This is a genomic window from Mesorhizobium sp. M1342 (genome assembly GCF_040317955.1).
Lineage (GTDB): Bacteria > Pseudomonadota > Alphaproteobacteria > Rhizobiales > Rhizobiaceae > Mesorhizobium.
Map to the genome: position 1 here is coordinate 133,813 of NZ_JAMYLI010000012.1, position 12,972 is coordinate 146,784.

Genomic DNA, 12,972 nt, shown 5'->3' on the forward strand with positions numbered 1-12,972 from the left:
CTTGAAGCCCTGTTCCGATCGATCTTTGCCGGTGCCAACGCCCGACCATATCCAGATGAACTGTCGTTGCCTGGTTTGCTTCGACGAGACGTCAACGAGACGATGCCGGTCAGGTTCCGTGCATCGCCTGCTCATGGCTGAACTTGTCACGCCACGCGGCGGTATCGATGGCGATCTCGGATGAATTCATTGAAGAAGCGGCCTTTTGAGGAGGCTTTGGTGAAAGCGGCATAAGTTGCCGGCGCAACACCCTCATAATCGTAACGTCTGCCGCTCGGCACAAACCAGACCGAGAGGATCTTGGTGGCGGGATCGTATTGTGTGTTTTGGATCACGGTCGATGGCATGGTGGCACCCGACGGGTCTGCCCGAATAACCCGCTAGCGGTAGTCAGGTTCCGCCGATGCCCTCGCGGCTCGCACCGCGACTACCGGTCGCGCGGGTTGCCGAACGTCGGGTCGCGCTTCCTCGAATATCGGTCGATGCGTGGCAGGCTGTCATCAAACTCGATGCACGGTAGCCTCAGGTCCCAATAGGCATGGGCTTGCGGCCGAAAACCTTCAGGTTTGTCGAGGAAGCCGATGGTCACATAGAACTCGTCCGGCAGGCCTTCGTCGCTATAGCCTATCGAGCTTCCACAGTCTGGGCAGAACGTGCGGGTGACGCCTGGCGTTTTGGAAAAGGCCTTCGGAGTTCCCCTAAGAAGCTGAAATTGCTTCGGCCGGTAACCGACCCAGATCGTCAGCGGACTTCCGATGGCCCGGCGACAATCGTCGTCGTGATCGTAGCATATCCAGAAAGGCTCTCCATCCACGGCTGCCGCGATCCGTCCGCAGAAGCAGGCTCCGGTCTCGCGCCGCATCGTCTGTCCATCCTGTCGCGCCCAAGGGACGTTCAGAGAGCGGCCGAACGGCCGCTCCCATTCAAGGTGAAGTCGCTGAAATCATGCATCGTGATGCTCGGGCATGCTCTTGAGCTGATCCTTGGTCCAGTTCGTCACCGCGTGAACGTCGCCGTCTTCATCGCGCATGAATTCCAACTGGCTCGCGGGAACGGCCACTGGCTTGGCGCCTATGCCGAGGAAGCCGCCGACATCGATGACGACCTGACTGGCGGCTCCAGAGCCGTGGACATGCGAAACGCTGCCGACCTTGTTGTCGTCCGCGTCGTAAATCGTGGCGTCTTCGAGAATGTCTGGCGTCAGTTCGGTGCTTGTGAGGCGTACGTGGTTGGTGTGATCCATCGTTCGAGACTCCTGTTGGGTGGAATATCTGAACCTCTCAGCCGAGCAATCGTTCCGAACAATTTCGGGGGCGACGGACGGACGACGCAAGGATGCAAGAACCCTCAAAATCAGCCTCGGCCCGAATTGACTCGCAAAGCTCCGTACGGAAGCGTACAAAGGAAAATCGTCAGCAGCACAGTTGGGCGCTGACGCTTGGGAGTGACCATCGCTCTTGCCCATCACGAGGCATGGCCTTGCATGGCGAGGAGCCCGAGCACCCCGGTCTGCCACTGGACGCGATAACCGCGCTGGCGCGGGATACAGGCGCCATTGAACAGCAGATACGTGAAATCATATCGCTCCTCGGGTTCGATCGCGCCTCTATCCTGCGGGAGGCTCGTTTGCTGGCGAAAGATGGTCAGCCAGCAAGGCCTTCGAGTCTTCAGCAGTAACTGTCGGTTTCATACCAACACGCCGGCCCGTCTAGTGCTGCGCGAGACGAGGTCTATGGTTCGTTACCGTCCGCTCGTTAGACGGGCGCGGCCGGCTAAGAGATCCCAGTGCTCTTGCCCAAGGGAAAAGAGTCTCGTGGATTACCAGATACTGCAAGCCAAGAGCGAATTGCTTCGCCGCATGAGCGCGGACGACTTCGCGAGGTTAAGGCCGCATCTGGCGAGCGTTTTCCTGGACTTGCGCGCGCCACTGGAGACTGCGGGGCAGAAGATCGAAGCCGTCTATTTTCTGGAAAGCGGACTGGCATCGGTGGTGGCCAGGACTTCGGCGGCGACCGAAGCGGAAGTCGGAATCATCGGGTTCGAAGGAATGACCGGTTCGGCCCTGATCATGGGGGACGACCAGGCGAACTTTGATTGCTACGTCCAGTCGACATGCGAGGCCCTCCGGGTAGAGGCTGCCCCATTCGTCGAAGCCCTGGAGAACAGCCCTACGTTGCGGTCGTTCCTGTTGCGCTATGTCCAATATTTCCACGTTCAGACAAGCTACACGGCATCGATCAACGCACGGCAGAGCCTGGAAGTCCGGCTGGCGAGATGGCTTTTGATGTGCAGCGACCGCACTGTCGGAGACAGGCTTATGATAACCCATGAATTTCTGTCCATCATGCTTGGTGTCAGGCGTCCGGGGGTTACCGTGGGTCTGCAGATGATCGAGAGTTATGGTTATATCCGAGCGCGCCGCGGAGAGATCACGATCCGCGATCGAGACGGTCTCGTGACGTTGGCGCGAGGCTCTTACGGTCCACCTGAAACCCAGTACCGCCGGCTGATCGGAGATTTGGGCTCGAAGCATGCCGCGAGGCAGGAGCGGCCTCTCGCTTGAGCGCCGGGGCCAACAGAGGCTTCTCCGCCACTGAACCGCCAGGAAGACATTTCGAGTGGCCGACGCGATGATGCCGGTGAGACACCGTTGCCCAAACCCGCGCCGGCCACTGCGGCATGTTTTGGGGATGCCGCGTTGCCAATTTAGTTGCTGACAAGCAACTGGCAACGAGGGCTCACGGTTTGGTAAGAACCGTACGTACATACACGCAACCTCCCTCGATCGCATTCAAGGCCTGCCTGCGGAATCCTAGGTTGAATACAGCACCCGATAACTCCGAATTGACAGGCTTTGTCCGGTCGGCGCGGTGATGTCCGCGGGTAGGGTGCAGATTTGCTGGCCAGGTTCCGATATTGCCAGGCGGGCTGGCCTTCACCATCTAGCTGGGATGTCGACACCCACATCGAAAACACCCGGCTCATCCAGGCTTCAGCACGATCTCTTTGGTGCTGCCGACGACCTGCCGGACGGTTTCCTCTACCAGCCCGAGTTGATCGCGGCGCAAGAAGAAGCGGAACTCGCCCGGCGCCTCGAAGGCCTGCCTTTCGAGGCGTTCGATTTCCATGGCCATCTGGCAAACCGGCGCGTGGTCGGTTTTGGCCTGCGCTACGACTACGACAGGCGTCAGGTCGTCGAGGCGCCGCCGATCCCTGACTTCCTACTGGCCCTGCGCGACAAGATCGCGGTGCTGGCAGGCAGGCCCGCCGACGCCTTCGCGCAAGTGTTGATCAATGAATACCGGCCTGGCGCCGGCATTGGCTGGCATCGAGACAAGCCTCATTTCGAAGACGTTGCGGGTGTTTCGTTGCTGGCGCCTTGCAGTTTTCGGCTCCGGCGGAAGAATGGCACCAAGTGGGATCGCCGCACCATCGTCGTCGAACCAAGGTCGGCGTATCTCATGACCGGAGCATCGCGCACGGAATGGGAGCATAGCATTCCGCCAGTTGACCTGCATCGATACTCGATCACCTTGCGGACATTGCGCGCCAACTCCGCATGAGCATCGCGCGCCGAGCCGTTCTGAGGCATCGCCAGCGCCATCACGAGTTCTTGAACGCAAACGGTTCCGGGAACCTCCCAACCACAAGTTGGTTTGGAGGACAGGTACAGCTTCAAAGGTGGAGAATGCCCATGGCCCGTGCCCGCTCAGTGTTGGTGGCCGCCAGGCGTCCGTTCCATAAAACGCCGATGGCAGTCGCAAATGCATGTTTCGTCGGCACATTGCTGACCGACGTTGCCTATTGGCGAGGCGCTGAAATGATGTGGGCCGATTTTTCCGCCTGGCTGCTGCTTGCTGGCCTGGTTGTGGGCGTGCTCGCGGTTCTTGCAGCACTGGTGGATTTGTTTACCGGCCGGCTTTCCGGTGAAGCCGGGCGTGTATGGCCATATCTCCTCGGCAGCCTCGTCGTGCTCGTCGTGTCTCTCTTCAACGCACTGGTGCACAGCCGTGATGCCTGGACCTCGGTCGTGCCGACGGGGCTCATCCTGTCCGCCGTCGCCGTGATCGTTATTCTCTTGGTGGGCCTGCTGGGATGGAGTTCCGGCCGCACTCAGGTGGAGGTGGTCGAATGAATGTCTCGGCCAGGCATATCAGGCGTATCGCGAGCCTCGGTCTGCTGTGTGGATCGATTTTGGCGCTGCCCGCATGCAGCGATAACGAACCGGATCCCACCGATCAGGTCGGAGCGAACCCGACGCTGCCTGAACCGATCCAGTATCTGGTGCCGCCGATGCATGTCGCGTCGGTCATCGGTTGGAAACAAGACGAGAAGCCGACGGTCGCCAAGGGTTTGCAAATCCAGGCCTTCGCCAAGGGCTTAAAGCATCCGCGCTCGCTTTACACATTGCCGAATGGTGACGTTCTGGTGGTCGAGTCCGTGGCGCCGCCCGGTGCGGCGATCAAGCGGCCGAAAGACCTGGTCATGGGCTGGATCGAGTCCATGGCGACGTCAGGCGGCGGCACCGAAGGAAGCAACCGTATCACCCTGCTGCGCGATACCAACGGCGATGGTGTGCCCGATGTCCAGGAGGTCTTCCTCGATCATCTCAATTCGCCCTTTGGCGTGGCCCTGGTCGGCAACGATCTCTACGTCGCCAACACCGACGCTATCGTGCGTTACCCCTACATGTCGGGCGACACCAAGATCACCGCGCCGGGCACAGTGCTGACGCCGTTGCCCGGCGGGCCTATCGATCATCACTGGACAAAGTCTCTCGTGGCCAGCCCCGACGGGTCTCTGCTTTATATCGGCATCGGATCCAACAGCAACATCACCGAGAACGGCATCCAGGCAGAAAAGGACCGGGCCGCCATAATGGGAAGTCGACAGGGCCACTGGCCGATATCGTATTTTCGCGAGCGGCCTGCCCAATCCCAACGGGCTGAGCTGGGAACCACAGAGCGGCGCGCTGTGGGCTGTGATCAACGAGCGCGACGAGCTCGGGCCTAACCTGGTTCCCGACTATATGACCTCGGTCAAGGACGGCGCGTTCTATGGTTGGCCGTACAGCTACTATGGTCAGCATGTCGACCCGCGCGTGATGCCGCAGCGGCCGGACCTTGTCGCCAAGGCGATCCCTCCCGACTATGCCTTGAGTTCCCACGTCGCACCGCTGGGCTTAGCGTTCTACACTGGAACCACCTGCCGGACCCGTATCGCAATGGCGCCTTTGTTGGCGAGCATGGCAGCTGGAACCGCAAGACCTTCAACGGTTACAAGGTCGTGTTCGTGCCGTTCAAGGACGGTCATCCAGATGGCAAGCCGCAGGATGTCGTCACCGGTTTCCTCGACAAGGACAACAAGGCACACGGGCGGCCCGTCGGCGTTGCCGTCGACAAATCGGGCGCGTTGCTGATCGCCGACGATGTCGGAAACACAGTCTGGCGCGTAACTTCCGCGAGCCGGTAGGCACCTGCATAAACGCGGATCGCTTCACCTATCTCGGTGCAAATTCCACCAGCGCCTTGACGAATTCTGCCGGTGCCTCGATGGGCAGGAATTCGCCGCAGTTGGCGATCACGCAACCTTGCAGGTCCTTTGCTCCAGACAGCCTCAAACCTTCGAGGTAGTCGTCGATCGATCCGAAATCCGCGTCGCCGCGGATATAGAGGATCGGAATTTCGATGCGCGCCGGTACTGCATTGACCTTGGCATCCTCCTTGAACGCGCGATACCAATCAAAGCCGGCCTTAAGTGCCTCCGGCCTCGAATAGGCCTCCGCAAACATCTCCCGCATTTCATTGGTCAACGCATCGGGATGTCCGGCGAGCAGATCGAAGAAGAAATCGAAGTAGGCGCGCTGGTGGCCTGTCACCAGCAACTCCGGCAGTTCGGGCACCGCATGGAACGCAAAATGCCAGATGTCCGGGTTTGCCACTATCTTCGTCCAGGGATGAAGGCCGGGGATAACCGTATTCATCGGCACCGCACCAACGATGCGATCGCCATGATGGCGAGCAGCAGCGAAGGCAATCATGCCGCCCACATCAAAGCCTGCAACGACGATGGATTTGGCCCCAAGCGTCTCGGCGGCTGAAATCACGATATCGGCAAGAACCTTCTTTTCCGCCGACGGCGGCGTGCCACGCGATTCACCGATCTCCGGAAGATCGAAAGCCAGCGTAAAGTATCGTGCGCCGAGTTCATCGATCACACCCTCATAGATTTTCCGGGAATGGGGCCAGCCGTGCAGAAGGATCAAGGCCGGTCGGCCCGGATCGCCGGCCATGGATACCGCCAGCCGCATATTGCCTGCTTCGAGGGTCCGGACGAGCATCGTCTATCCATTCTCGGGAACTCAGGAGAAAACGATGAGCGAACGAATAGGTTGCCCGACCGGTTCCGCCGGCGTCGCTGCTCACCGCCGCCCGTTCTCCAGCAGTGGCCAGTGCTCAAAGTACCCAGCCTGCTCGCTCAGCCGGCTGGACCGTCACCCGGCGGGAGGAGGGGGCCACTCTCGCCACCGGCCTGTTGGTCCGCTTGGCGGAACAAGCATTTAATCCTGACGTTAAAATGCCGAGCGGTCCCGCAACGGGCGAATGGGCTGTCGCGAAGTCGTCGCGGCGATTTGCAATTAGGACAATGCAGGGAGATCCAGATGCCGCTTACGGCCTTCGCACTCAATTGCTCGCTCAAAGCTTCGAACGACAGGGAAAAATCCTCCACCGATCGGTTGCTCGCCGATGTCCTGGCGGCGCTGATGCAATACGAGGTGAAGGGCGAGATCGTGCGTGCGCTCAGCCACGATATCAAGCCCGGCGTGCTCTCCGACATGGGCGAGGGCGACGATTGGCCGAAACTCAGGAAGAAAATACTGGCGGCCGACATTTTCGTGCTCGGGCTCCCGATCTGGCTTGGCCAGCCCTCGAGTGTGGCCAAGCGCGTCCTGGAGCGGATGGATGCGTTTCTCGATGAGACCGATGACAGAGGGCGCATGCCGGCAGCAGGAAAGGTGGCCTTGGTAGCCATCGTCGGCAATGAGGACGGTGCGCATCACTGCCACGCGGAATGCTTTCAGTCACTGAACGATGTTGGCTTCACCATCCCGGCCAATGGCGGGGTCTATTGGGTTGGCGAGGCCATGCAGGAGGTCAACTACGTCGACCTGCCGGCAACTCCGGAAAAAGTCTCGGGTGCGATCGAAATGGCAGCCTCAAACGCCGCCCATCTCGCTGGATTGCTGAAAGAGCGGGACTACTCGGGCGTCTCGGGGTGACCTTTGTTCGCCTAAACACTACCTTAGCAGCGTCGATGAGGTCTCAATCGGGAACAGGAAGGCTTGTAGCGAGTTCATATTCTCATCAGCCGGCGATCGCCGCTCCGTCTATACGGCGCGAAGCCGCAAACAGGAGAGCAAGTCATGGGTCTCGGCACGATTCTTATCATTATTCTGGTCATTGCATTGCTTGGCGGTTTTAGTGGTCTTGGCGGCGGGCCTTTCTACGGCACCGGTTACTATGGCGGCGGCGGTCTCGGTCTGCTGCTGCTTGTAGTCATTATCTTAGTCGTGCTCGGGCGTCTCTAGCCGAGTCCGCGATGCGGGTGGCAGAATGTATCACCTGCCGCTTGCGGTCCTTCTGGGTTGCTTTGAATCCATAGCAGTCCAGCAATGACGGTCCGCCCTCTAGAGGGCGGACCACTCGTTGGAGATGTTAGGTCAAAATCAGGACGATCTTGAACGTATCCGGATCAACGATGACGATCCGGCCGTCCGCAAGCACGAAATACTCGTAACTTTCGTAAGCGGGAACGATCTTGACGATACGAGCCGGCAAACGATGCAGCCTGACCTTCTGCCGTGGGACTTCGACGCCGACGGTGATGTCAAAATCGACATTGGACACAGGCTCGACCTTCGTCTCCCGGATGATCTGAGTGACCTGGGTTTTCTGCTCCACCGTCACGTTGTTGATGGAACCGGTCGACGTCGTATCCTGTGTCGAGGCCTTGCCCTGAGCCTGCTCGTCGGTCTGCATCTTGGTCTTGTCCCGAGCCTGCTGGTCGGTGGTGGTGCCAGCCTTGCCCTGAGCCTGCTCGTCGGTCTGCATCTTGGTCTTGTCCTGAGCCTGCTGGTCGGTGGTGGTGCCGGCCTTGCCCTGCGCCTGCTCGTCGGTCTTCAGCTTGGTCTTGTCCTGAGCCTGTTGGTCGGTGGAGCTGCCGGCCTTGCCCTGCGCCTGCTCGTCGGTCTTCAGTTTGGCCTTGCCCTGCGCCTGTTGGTCGGTGGAGGTGCCGGCCTTGCCCTGAGCCTGCTCGTCGGTCTTCAGCTTGGCTTTGCCTTGGGCCTGCTCGCCCATCTTGGAACCGCCCTGGCAGTCGGCCTGCCCGGAAGCGCAATTGGCGTCTGCGCCAGATTGGCTTTCGGGTTGTTGTGTCTGAGCCATTGCCGTTCCACAGCCGAGCCCGATCGCCAGCATGCTGGTAATGAGAACATGTTTCATGGGGAAATCTCCCTTGGTAAGGTTCGTCCCTTCAGTGCGTAGAACCAGAACCCAAAAAAAATGTTCCGAGATAGTTGAGTGAGGTCTAAAAAAACGACCTCACTCGGGACCATATGATCGCGGGCGGAAGCCGTCGTTAAAATGACCTTTTCAACCTTGCCGATTGCCCTAGCTCTCTCCTGAGAGGAGGCCGGATATGGCAATTTATAGTCTGAGGGTGGTCAGCTTCATTTTCGTGGCACTGGCTTTCGTTCCGGCCGCCGCGCATCTCTTCGCGATGTTCAACAAGATGAAGCTCGACGGGCCAAACTATCTGGCTGCGCAGCGCGCCTATGATGGATGGAGCCTGTTCGGAATCGTGGTGCTGGGAGCATTGCTCTCTACGGCCGCCCTGGCGATCCTGCTCTACCGAGCGAGTGCATCTTTCGGCTTGGTTGTCGTCGCCTTTCTCAGCATCGGCGCCACGCAATTTGCCTTCTGGACGCTGACCTACCCAATCAATCAGGCGACCCGGAACTGGACTGTCCTGCCTGAAAACTGGGAGCTGCTGCGGCGCCAATGGGAGTATTCACATGCCATCGCCGCCGGCCTCAATGCCTTGGCGTTGCTTGTGCTTTTCCTATCGGCGCTTCGCGCTGCGGTGCGTTGAACGACCACGTCTTCACCAGCACGGCCGCCGAGCGGGCAGGAACCCCAATGAAGCGAAATCACTGACCCGCCCGATGTTTCCAGCGTGGCCCGAAAATGAAGCGGTACTATTTCGATCTTCAAAACGGTGACGGCGCGGTACCCGACGATGACGGGCAGCTGTTCGAATCCCGGGAACAAGCCAGAGCGGAAGCAATTCGTATTTGCAGGATGTTGCCCAAGACGAAATGCCCGACTGCGATTTTGTCAAGGTAACCGTCAAAGTACGCGATGAGATCGGTGCGCAGATGTTTGAGGCGTCGCTTGTTCTGACCTCCGGATGGAGCGTGTGATGCCGCAGTGCTAGCGGCGATACCGCACCGGGATTTGCACGACGTTCTCCGATCCAGGCAGATCAAAGGCCATGGCCAGTTGACGTACGGAGGCCATCTCCACGATCAGTTCTTCGATCGAAAAATCCGGCAGGCCGGTCTTCACCCTCTGCCTCACCTTGGCCGCAAGTTCATGAACCCGCACCGGGACGAAAAGCGGGCTGTCGTCCAGCAGCTTGCTGATTTCGATGACCACATCGGCGTCGATGTCTTTCGGCAATTCCCGCATGGGCGTCACCTCCTCTCGAAGCAATAGCCCGTCATGTCGATGCGACGGGCGATCAGGCGTTGAGCGCCGGGCAATGGGATCGGAGAGGGACGTGCTCGGCGCTGGCCGATAGCCAGATTCATAAAGCTGCGGGCATCGGTGTGTCACGAAAAAATATCGGTACGAAAATTACCAAGCGGCTCATCCCACGCAATCCACAAGCGCCTTCCCCGAAATCGCGACTCCGGCAGCGCTGTTCCCGACAGAGGAGGAAAAATATGGGGAGGAACAAAAAATATGGCCCGGAATTGAGACTGACGAATTGGAGGATCTAGCCATGGACAGCAGGGAAGAAAAGATCAAACGGCGAGCCCATGAAATCTGGGAGCAAGAGGGCCGGCCGGCTGGCCGCGAGCAGGAGCACTGGGACCAGGCCGTGCAGGAGATCGAGGCTGAGGGTTCGGAGACTGAACGTGGCCCGGTTTCGCCTGATCCGACAGTTGCAGCCGATTCCAATAGCTCGAAGCGTTGATCGTCAAATCCATGGCGTCTTGAGAGTACGATCAGGCAACCAAATTGGTGGAACCTCGTTTGCCGGACAGCAACCAGAGGAGGTTTCGATGATGAGGTTCTTTTTACTCCTAGTCCTGGCCGCCGTCCTTGCGCTCGGCGCCTGCGACAACAATATCGAGCCGATGAAAGCCAACACCGGCACCATCAACAAGAACCCACAGATTGACCAGGCCGCCAGACCAGAGTCCACGACTGGTGATGATCAGCCAGCCACTGTGCCTCAGGGCAAATGAACTCGGTCTCACATTGCGACACACCTCTGCTGCGCGTCGCCTATCTCGATGGTGGACCGCGAGACGGCGCCCCGGTTATCCTGCTGCATGGCTGGCCCGACGACGCGACGACATACGCTCGCATTTCGCCAGCCCTTCATGAAGCTGGCTTTCGGACGTTTTCGCCTTGGCTGCGAGGCTTTGGGCCGACATCGTTCCTGTCAGAAGAAACCATGCGCTCGGGCGAGATTGCCGCGATGGCGCAGGATGTGCTGGATTTTGCCGATGCGCTTGGCCTCAGCCGCTTTGCGGTTGTCGGACACGATTGGGGCGCCCGGATATCCTATCTGCTCGCGTCGGTTTTCCCGGACCGCATCAAGTGCTGTGCTGCGCTGTCGCTCGGCTGGCAACCAGGCAAACCAGCAACGCCGGCGCCCGGACAAGCGAAAGCATTTTGGTATCAATGGTTCATGGCGACGGCCCGGGGCGCTGAGTTCGTACGAAACAATGGCAAGAAATTCGCCAGATACCAGTGGGATAGCTGGGGCCCATTAGGCTGGTTCGACGACGCTATTTTCGATGGTGTCGCGAGTTCGTTCGAAAATCCTGACTGGGCGGATGTGACGTTGCATTCCTATCGGGTCAGATGGGAAGAGGCCGAGCCCGATCCACGCTATGCCGAACTCGCCCGCCGGCAAGCAGCGGTCAAGATCATCACGGTGCCAATCCTGACGCTTCATGGTGGCGACGACCGCGTTGTGTTTGCCCAGTCCTCAGAGGGGCTCGAAGAGCATTTCACCGCATTCTACAGGCGGGTGGTGCTGGATGGCATCGGACACTTCCCGACGCGTGAGGCTTCTGATCAGGTTTCTCGATTGTTGGCTGCGTTTCTCGATGGCCATGGCAAGCGCTAAAGTGGGGTCGTCATTCGACCTCATAGTACAGGCCGGAACCTGACGCATCGCCGTGCATTTCGTCTCCATGCATGACGAACCGAAATGCGGTCTCGCAATCAATCGCAGCCAGGGAGAATTTGAATGCAAGCTTCAGGTGCAATCTCAACACACCATGCTGGCCAACTGGCCATAGAACCGTTTGCCGGCACGGTGACGGTACGGTTTTCCGACGCCATAGTCGCTGCCACGGAACGGGCGAAAGTGCTTCAGGAAGAAGGACATGAGCCCGTGTTCTACATCCCTTTCGAAGACATCTATTTCGACCTTTTCGAAAAGACGAACACCACCAGCCGCTCCCCTTTGAAGGGCACCGCGAGCTACTGGCGCGTCCATGCGGTGGGCAGCTCGGCTGACGATTTCATGTGGGCATACGAGACGCCTGAAACCGCGGCGCGGCCCATTGCACGTCATGGCGCATTCGATCCGGAAAAGGCGCGCATCGATGCCGAGCCCGCGGAGGACAGACGGCACACGCCCCACGTCCCGGAGTAGATTGCCCGTTCGCAGCGGGGCGATCTGAATTCAAGGCTGGTGCTGACGGCGCGGAAACTCGTCATCAAGGATGCATAGTGCCTCCTCATATTTGACAGTCGATGCCCCGACCTGTCGTGCCTGCCAGATATTGTCCGCCAGATCCGCGCGCTTCACCGGCAACGCCAATGGATTCGATGCCGCTCGTCGCACAAACGCGAAGTAATCCTCACCGGACTTGCGCGACATGGCGTCGACGGCCGAAGCGATCGTCGGGCCAAAACCGGCCTCTTCCAACCTGGTCCGGTTCCAGCCTTCGCCCTTTTCCAGGACGTCATGGAGATAGGCGACGACCTTCTGGTCCTTGGTTTCGACCGCGTCAACGATACGGCGGCAGTGCTCGATATACGGTCGCCCGGTCTTGTCGCGCTGTGCTGCGTGGACCTCTTCGGCAATCTTGGCCGCCCGGTAAAACATGCTCATCTGGCTTGTCCTTCAGACCTGGTTTCACCATCGCTCCTCGGTATCGTGGTGCGGCAGGTCTATTCCGCAGCAAACCCAGCCAAGTCGCTGCCTCGATCCATAATTGTAGCGCGGTTCCAGGCGAGCCGGATCGTCGAACGTTCCGATATGCAGCGCGACCTCTCCGGGCGATGCGTCATAGGCAAGGCTGAGCGGTGACCCGCAGGCGGAGCAGAAGCCCCTCCGGGCAATCGGCGAAGACCTGCGATAGGTCGGCATCGCATTGGTCCAGGTCACGCTTTGGGAAGGCACCCAGGCCAGAACCGCGAACGCACTGCCGGTCGCCCGCCGGCACATATCACAATGGCAGTAATGCACTCTCGGTTCGCTTCCAACGCGGAAGCGGATCGTGCCGCAGAGACATCCTCCGCTCAGTTCCATTTTGGCGCCCCGGCTGACTTGCCGCTCCAACGCCTCTCGCGCGGTCTCATGCGAGCACCTCCATTCATCTCAGCGGAAACGCCAGCCATTTACGTCGGTTCCTGTGGCTATCTCAGGAACCAGTGCTTG

19 protein-coding genes and 1 pseudogene are annotated in these 12,972 nt (G+C 59.5%); 12 read left to right on the top strand and 8 right to left on the bottom strand.

The window, feature by feature from the left end; translation table 11 throughout:
* Window positions 1–146 precede the first annotated feature (146 nt).
* From NKH06_RS14695 to NKH06_RS14705, 3 genes are all read right to left on the bottom strand, one after another.
* Entirely contained in the window at window positions 147–347 is a 201-nt protein-coding gene (locus NKH06_RS14695; protein ID WP_023811991.1) for a KTSC domain-containing protein, read from the bottom strand.
* 80 nt (window positions 348–427) lie between these two features.
* Window positions 428–862, bottom strand: a complete 435-nt coding sequence (locus NKH06_RS14700; protein ID WP_352751030.1) for a GFA family protein — start codon at window positions 860–862, stop codon at window positions 428–430.
* Window positions 863–943: 81 nt separating this feature from the next.
* Window positions 944–1,243 carry a PRC-barrel domain-containing protein gene (locus tag NKH06_RS14705; protein WP_013531539.1) on the bottom strand — a complete coding sequence of 100 codons (300 nt, stop codon included), beginning with the start codon at window positions 1,241–1,243 and terminating at the stop codon, window positions 944–946.
* 570 nt (window positions 1,244–1,813) lie between these two features.
* Here NKH06_RS14705 and NKH06_RS14710 point away from each other — a divergent pair.
* The 4 genes and pseudogenes from NKH06_RS14710 to NKH06_RS14725 all read left to right on the top strand — a co-directional run bounded on the left by NKH06_RS14710 (window position 1,814) and on the right by NKH06_RS14725 (window position 5,472).
* Window positions 1,814–2,563 (top strand): Crp/Fnr family transcriptional regulator, encoded by a 750-nt coding sequence (locus NKH06_RS14710; protein WP_352630661.1) that lies wholly within the window; start codon window positions 1,814–1,816, stop codon window positions 2,561–2,563.
* 388 nt (window positions 2,564–2,951) lie between these two features.
* Window positions 2,952–3,563 (top strand): alpha-ketoglutarate-dependent dioxygenase AlkB, encoded by a 612-nt coding sequence (locus NKH06_RS14715; protein ID WP_352865968.1) that lies wholly within the window; start codon window positions 2,952–2,954, stop codon window positions 3,561–3,563.
* 131 nt (window positions 3,564–3,694) lie between these two features.
* Complete coding sequence (locus NKH06_RS14720; RefSeq protein ID WP_023811986.1) at window positions 3,695–4,135, top strand: DUF2231 domain-containing protein; 441 nt, start codon at window positions 3,695–3,697, stop codon at window positions 4,133–4,135.
* Window positions 4,132–5,472: pseudogene (locus NKH06_RS14725) on the top strand (PQQ-dependent sugar dehydrogenase). Before NKH06_RS14720 ends, NKH06_RS14725 begins: the two are co-directional and overlap by 4 nt.
* Before the next feature lie 28 nt (window positions 5,473–5,500).
* Here NKH06_RS14725 and NKH06_RS14730 read toward each other — a convergent pair.
* On the bottom strand, window positions 5,501–6,340 hold the full coding sequence (locus NKH06_RS14730; RefSeq protein ID WP_352893333.1) for an alpha/beta fold hydrolase: 840 nt from the start codon (window positions 6,338–6,340) through the stop codon (window positions 5,501–5,503).
* Between the two features lie 321 nt (window positions 6,341–6,661).
* On the opposite strand from NKH06_RS14730, the gene NKH06_RS14735 reads away from it, so the two are divergent.
* Together NKH06_RS14735 and NKH06_RS14740 are read left to right on the top strand one after the other, a co-directional pair.
* Window positions 6,662–7,279: a flavodoxin family protein gene (locus NKH06_RS14735; protein ID WP_352552089.1), complete on the top strand. Its 618-nt coding sequence runs from the start codon at window positions 6,662–6,664 to the stop codon at window positions 7,277–7,279.
* Window positions 7,280–7,423: 144 nt separating this feature from the next.
* Window positions 7,424–7,588, top strand: coding sequence for a DUF3309 family protein (locus tag NKH06_RS14740; RefSeq protein ID WP_023811982.1), 165 nt, complete (start codon window positions 7,424–7,426; stop codon window positions 7,586–7,588).
* Between the two features lie 127 nt (window positions 7,589–7,715).
* On the opposite strand, the gene NKH06_RS14745 is transcribed toward NKH06_RS14740, so the two are convergent.
* Entirely contained in the window at window positions 7,716–8,501 is a 786-nt protein-coding gene (locus NKH06_RS14745; protein WP_352893334.1) for a DUF1236 domain-containing protein, read from the bottom strand.
* Between the two features lie 196 nt (window positions 8,502–8,697).
* Between NKH06_RS14745 and NKH06_RS14750 the strand changes: the two genes are divergently transcribed.
* A complete protein-coding gene (locus tag NKH06_RS14750; RefSeq protein WP_128304475.1) occupies window positions 8,698–9,150 on the top strand; it encodes a hypothetical protein in 453 nt (150 codons plus the stop codon).
* Window positions 9,151–9,245: 95 nt separating this feature from the next.
* Window positions 9,246–9,404 (top strand): DUF6894 family protein, encoded by a 159-nt coding sequence (locus NKH06_RS32030; RefSeq protein WP_502914481.1) that lies wholly within the window; start codon window positions 9,246–9,248, stop codon window positions 9,402–9,404.
* A gap of 87 nt (window positions 9,405–9,491) precedes the next feature.
* Here the strand turns inward: NKH06_RS32030 and NKH06_RS14755 are convergent, their stop codons facing one another.
* A complete protein-coding gene (locus NKH06_RS14755; protein WP_023811978.1) occupies window positions 9,492–9,749 on the bottom strand; it encodes a hypothetical protein in 258 nt (85 codons plus the stop codon).
* Between the two features lie 316 nt (window positions 9,750–10,065).
* Here NKH06_RS14755 and NKH06_RS14760 point away from each other — a divergent pair, with 316 nt between their 5' ends.
* The 4 genes from NKH06_RS14760 to NKH06_RS14775 all read left to right on the top strand — a co-directional run bounded on the left by NKH06_RS14760 (window position 10,066) and on the right by NKH06_RS14775 (window position 11,961).
* Entirely contained in the window at window positions 10,066–10,260 is a 195-nt protein-coding gene (locus NKH06_RS14760; protein WP_352893335.1) for a DUF2934 domain-containing protein, read from the top strand.
* Between the two features lie 88 nt (window positions 10,261–10,348).
* Window positions 10,349–10,534, top strand: coding sequence for a hypothetical protein (locus NKH06_RS14765; protein ID WP_352893336.1), 186 nt, complete (start codon window positions 10,349–10,351; stop codon window positions 10,532–10,534).
* A complete protein-coding gene (locus NKH06_RS14770) occupies window positions 10,531–11,427 on the top strand; it encodes an alpha/beta fold hydrolase (RefSeq protein WP_352893337.1) in 897 nt (298 codons plus the stop codon). The genes NKH06_RS14765 and NKH06_RS14770 overlap by 4 nt, the downstream gene beginning before the upstream one ends.
* A gap of 123 nt (window positions 11,428–11,550) precedes the next feature.
* Window positions 11,551–11,961 (top strand): DUF427 domain-containing protein, encoded by a 411-nt coding sequence (locus NKH06_RS14775; RefSeq protein WP_352728689.1) that lies wholly within the window; start codon window positions 11,551–11,553, stop codon window positions 11,959–11,961.
* A 30-nt stretch (window positions 11,962–11,991) separates the two neighbouring features.
* Here NKH06_RS14775 and NKH06_RS14780 read toward each other — a convergent pair whose 3' ends face one another.
* Together NKH06_RS14780 and NKH06_RS14785 are read right to left on the bottom strand one after the other, a co-directional pair.
* Window positions 11,992–12,423 carry an HD domain-containing protein gene (locus NKH06_RS14780; protein ID WP_352893338.1) on the bottom strand — a complete coding sequence of 144 codons (432 nt, stop codon included), beginning with the start codon at window positions 12,421–12,423 and terminating at the stop codon, window positions 11,992–11,994.
* Between the two features lie 24 nt (window positions 12,424–12,447).
* The gene (locus NKH06_RS14785; RefSeq protein ID WP_023811971.1) at window positions 12,448–12,843 is read right to left on the bottom strand and encodes a GFA family protein; all 396 of its coding nucleotides are present in this window, start codon (window positions 12,841–12,843) and stop codon (window positions 12,448–12,450) included.
* Between the last annotated feature and the right edge of the window lie 129 nt (window positions 12,844–12,972).

Bases quoted from the DNA above. Each gene is read 5' to 3' on its own strand.
- NKH06_RS14695 (WP_023811991.1), bottom strand. From the start codon at position 347: ATGCCATCGACCGTGATCCAAAACACACAATACGATCCCGCCACCAAG.
- NKH06_RS14700 (WP_352751030.1), bottom strand. From the start codon at position 862: ATGCGGCGCGAGACCGGAGCCTGCTTCTGCGGACGGATCGCGGCAGCC.
- NKH06_RS14705 (WP_013531539.1), bottom strand. From the start codon at position 1,243: ATGGATCACACCAACCACGTACGCCTCACAAGCACCGAACTGACGCCA.
- NKH06_RS14715 (WP_352865968.1), top strand. From the start codon at position 2,952: ATGTCGACACCCACATCGAAAACACCCGGCTCATCCAGGCTTCAGCAC.
- NKH06_RS14720 (WP_023811986.1), top strand. From the start codon at position 3,695: ATGGCCCGTGCCCGCTCAGTGTTGGTGGCCGCCAGGCGTCCGTTCCAT.
- NKH06_RS14730 (WP_352893333.1), bottom strand. From the start codon at position 6,340: ATGCTCGTCCGGACCCTCGAAGCAGGCAATATGCGGCTGGCGGTATCC.
- NKH06_RS14735 (WP_352552089.1), top strand. From the start codon at position 6,662: ATGCCGCTTACGGCCTTCGCACTCAATTGCTCGCTCAAAGCTTCGAAC.
- NKH06_RS14740 (WP_023811982.1), top strand. From the start codon at position 7,424: ATGGGTCTCGGCACGATTCTTATCATTATTCTGGTCATTGCATTGCTT.
- NKH06_RS14745 (WP_352893334.1), bottom strand. From the start codon at position 8,501: ATGAAACATGTTCTCATTACCAGCATGCTGGCGATCGGGCTCGGCTGT.
- NKH06_RS14750 (WP_128304475.1), top strand. From the start codon at position 8,698: ATGGCAATTTATAGTCTGAGGGTGGTCAGCTTCATTTTCGTGGCACTG.
- NKH06_RS32030 (WP_502914481.1), top strand. From the start codon at position 9,246: ATGAAGCGGTACTATTTCGATCTTCAAAACGGTGACGGCGCGGTACCC.
- NKH06_RS14755 (WP_023811978.1), bottom strand. From the start codon at position 9,749: ATGCGGGAATTGCCGAAAGACATCGACGCCGATGTGGTCATCGAAATC.
- NKH06_RS14760 (WP_352893335.1), top strand. From the start codon at position 10,066: ATGGACAGCAGGGAAGAAAAGATCAAACGGCGAGCCCATGAAATCTGG.
- NKH06_RS14765 (WP_352893336.1), top strand. From the start codon at position 10,349: ATGATGAGGTTCTTTTTACTCCTAGTCCTGGCCGCCGTCCTTGCGCTC.
- NKH06_RS14770 (WP_352893337.1), top strand. From the start codon at position 10,531: ATGAACTCGGTCTCACATTGCGACACACCTCTGCTGCGCGTCGCCTAT.
- NKH06_RS14775 (WP_352728689.1), top strand. From the start codon at position 11,551: ATGCAAGCTTCAGGTGCAATCTCAACACACCATGCTGGCCAACTGGCC.
- NKH06_RS14780 (WP_352893338.1), bottom strand. From the start codon at position 12,423: ATGAGCATGTTTTACCGGGCGGCCAAGATTGCCGAAGAGGTCCACGCA.
- NKH06_RS14785 (WP_023811971.1), bottom strand. From the start codon at position 12,843: ATGGAACTGAGCGGAGGATGTCTCTGCGGCACGATCCGCTTCCGCGTT.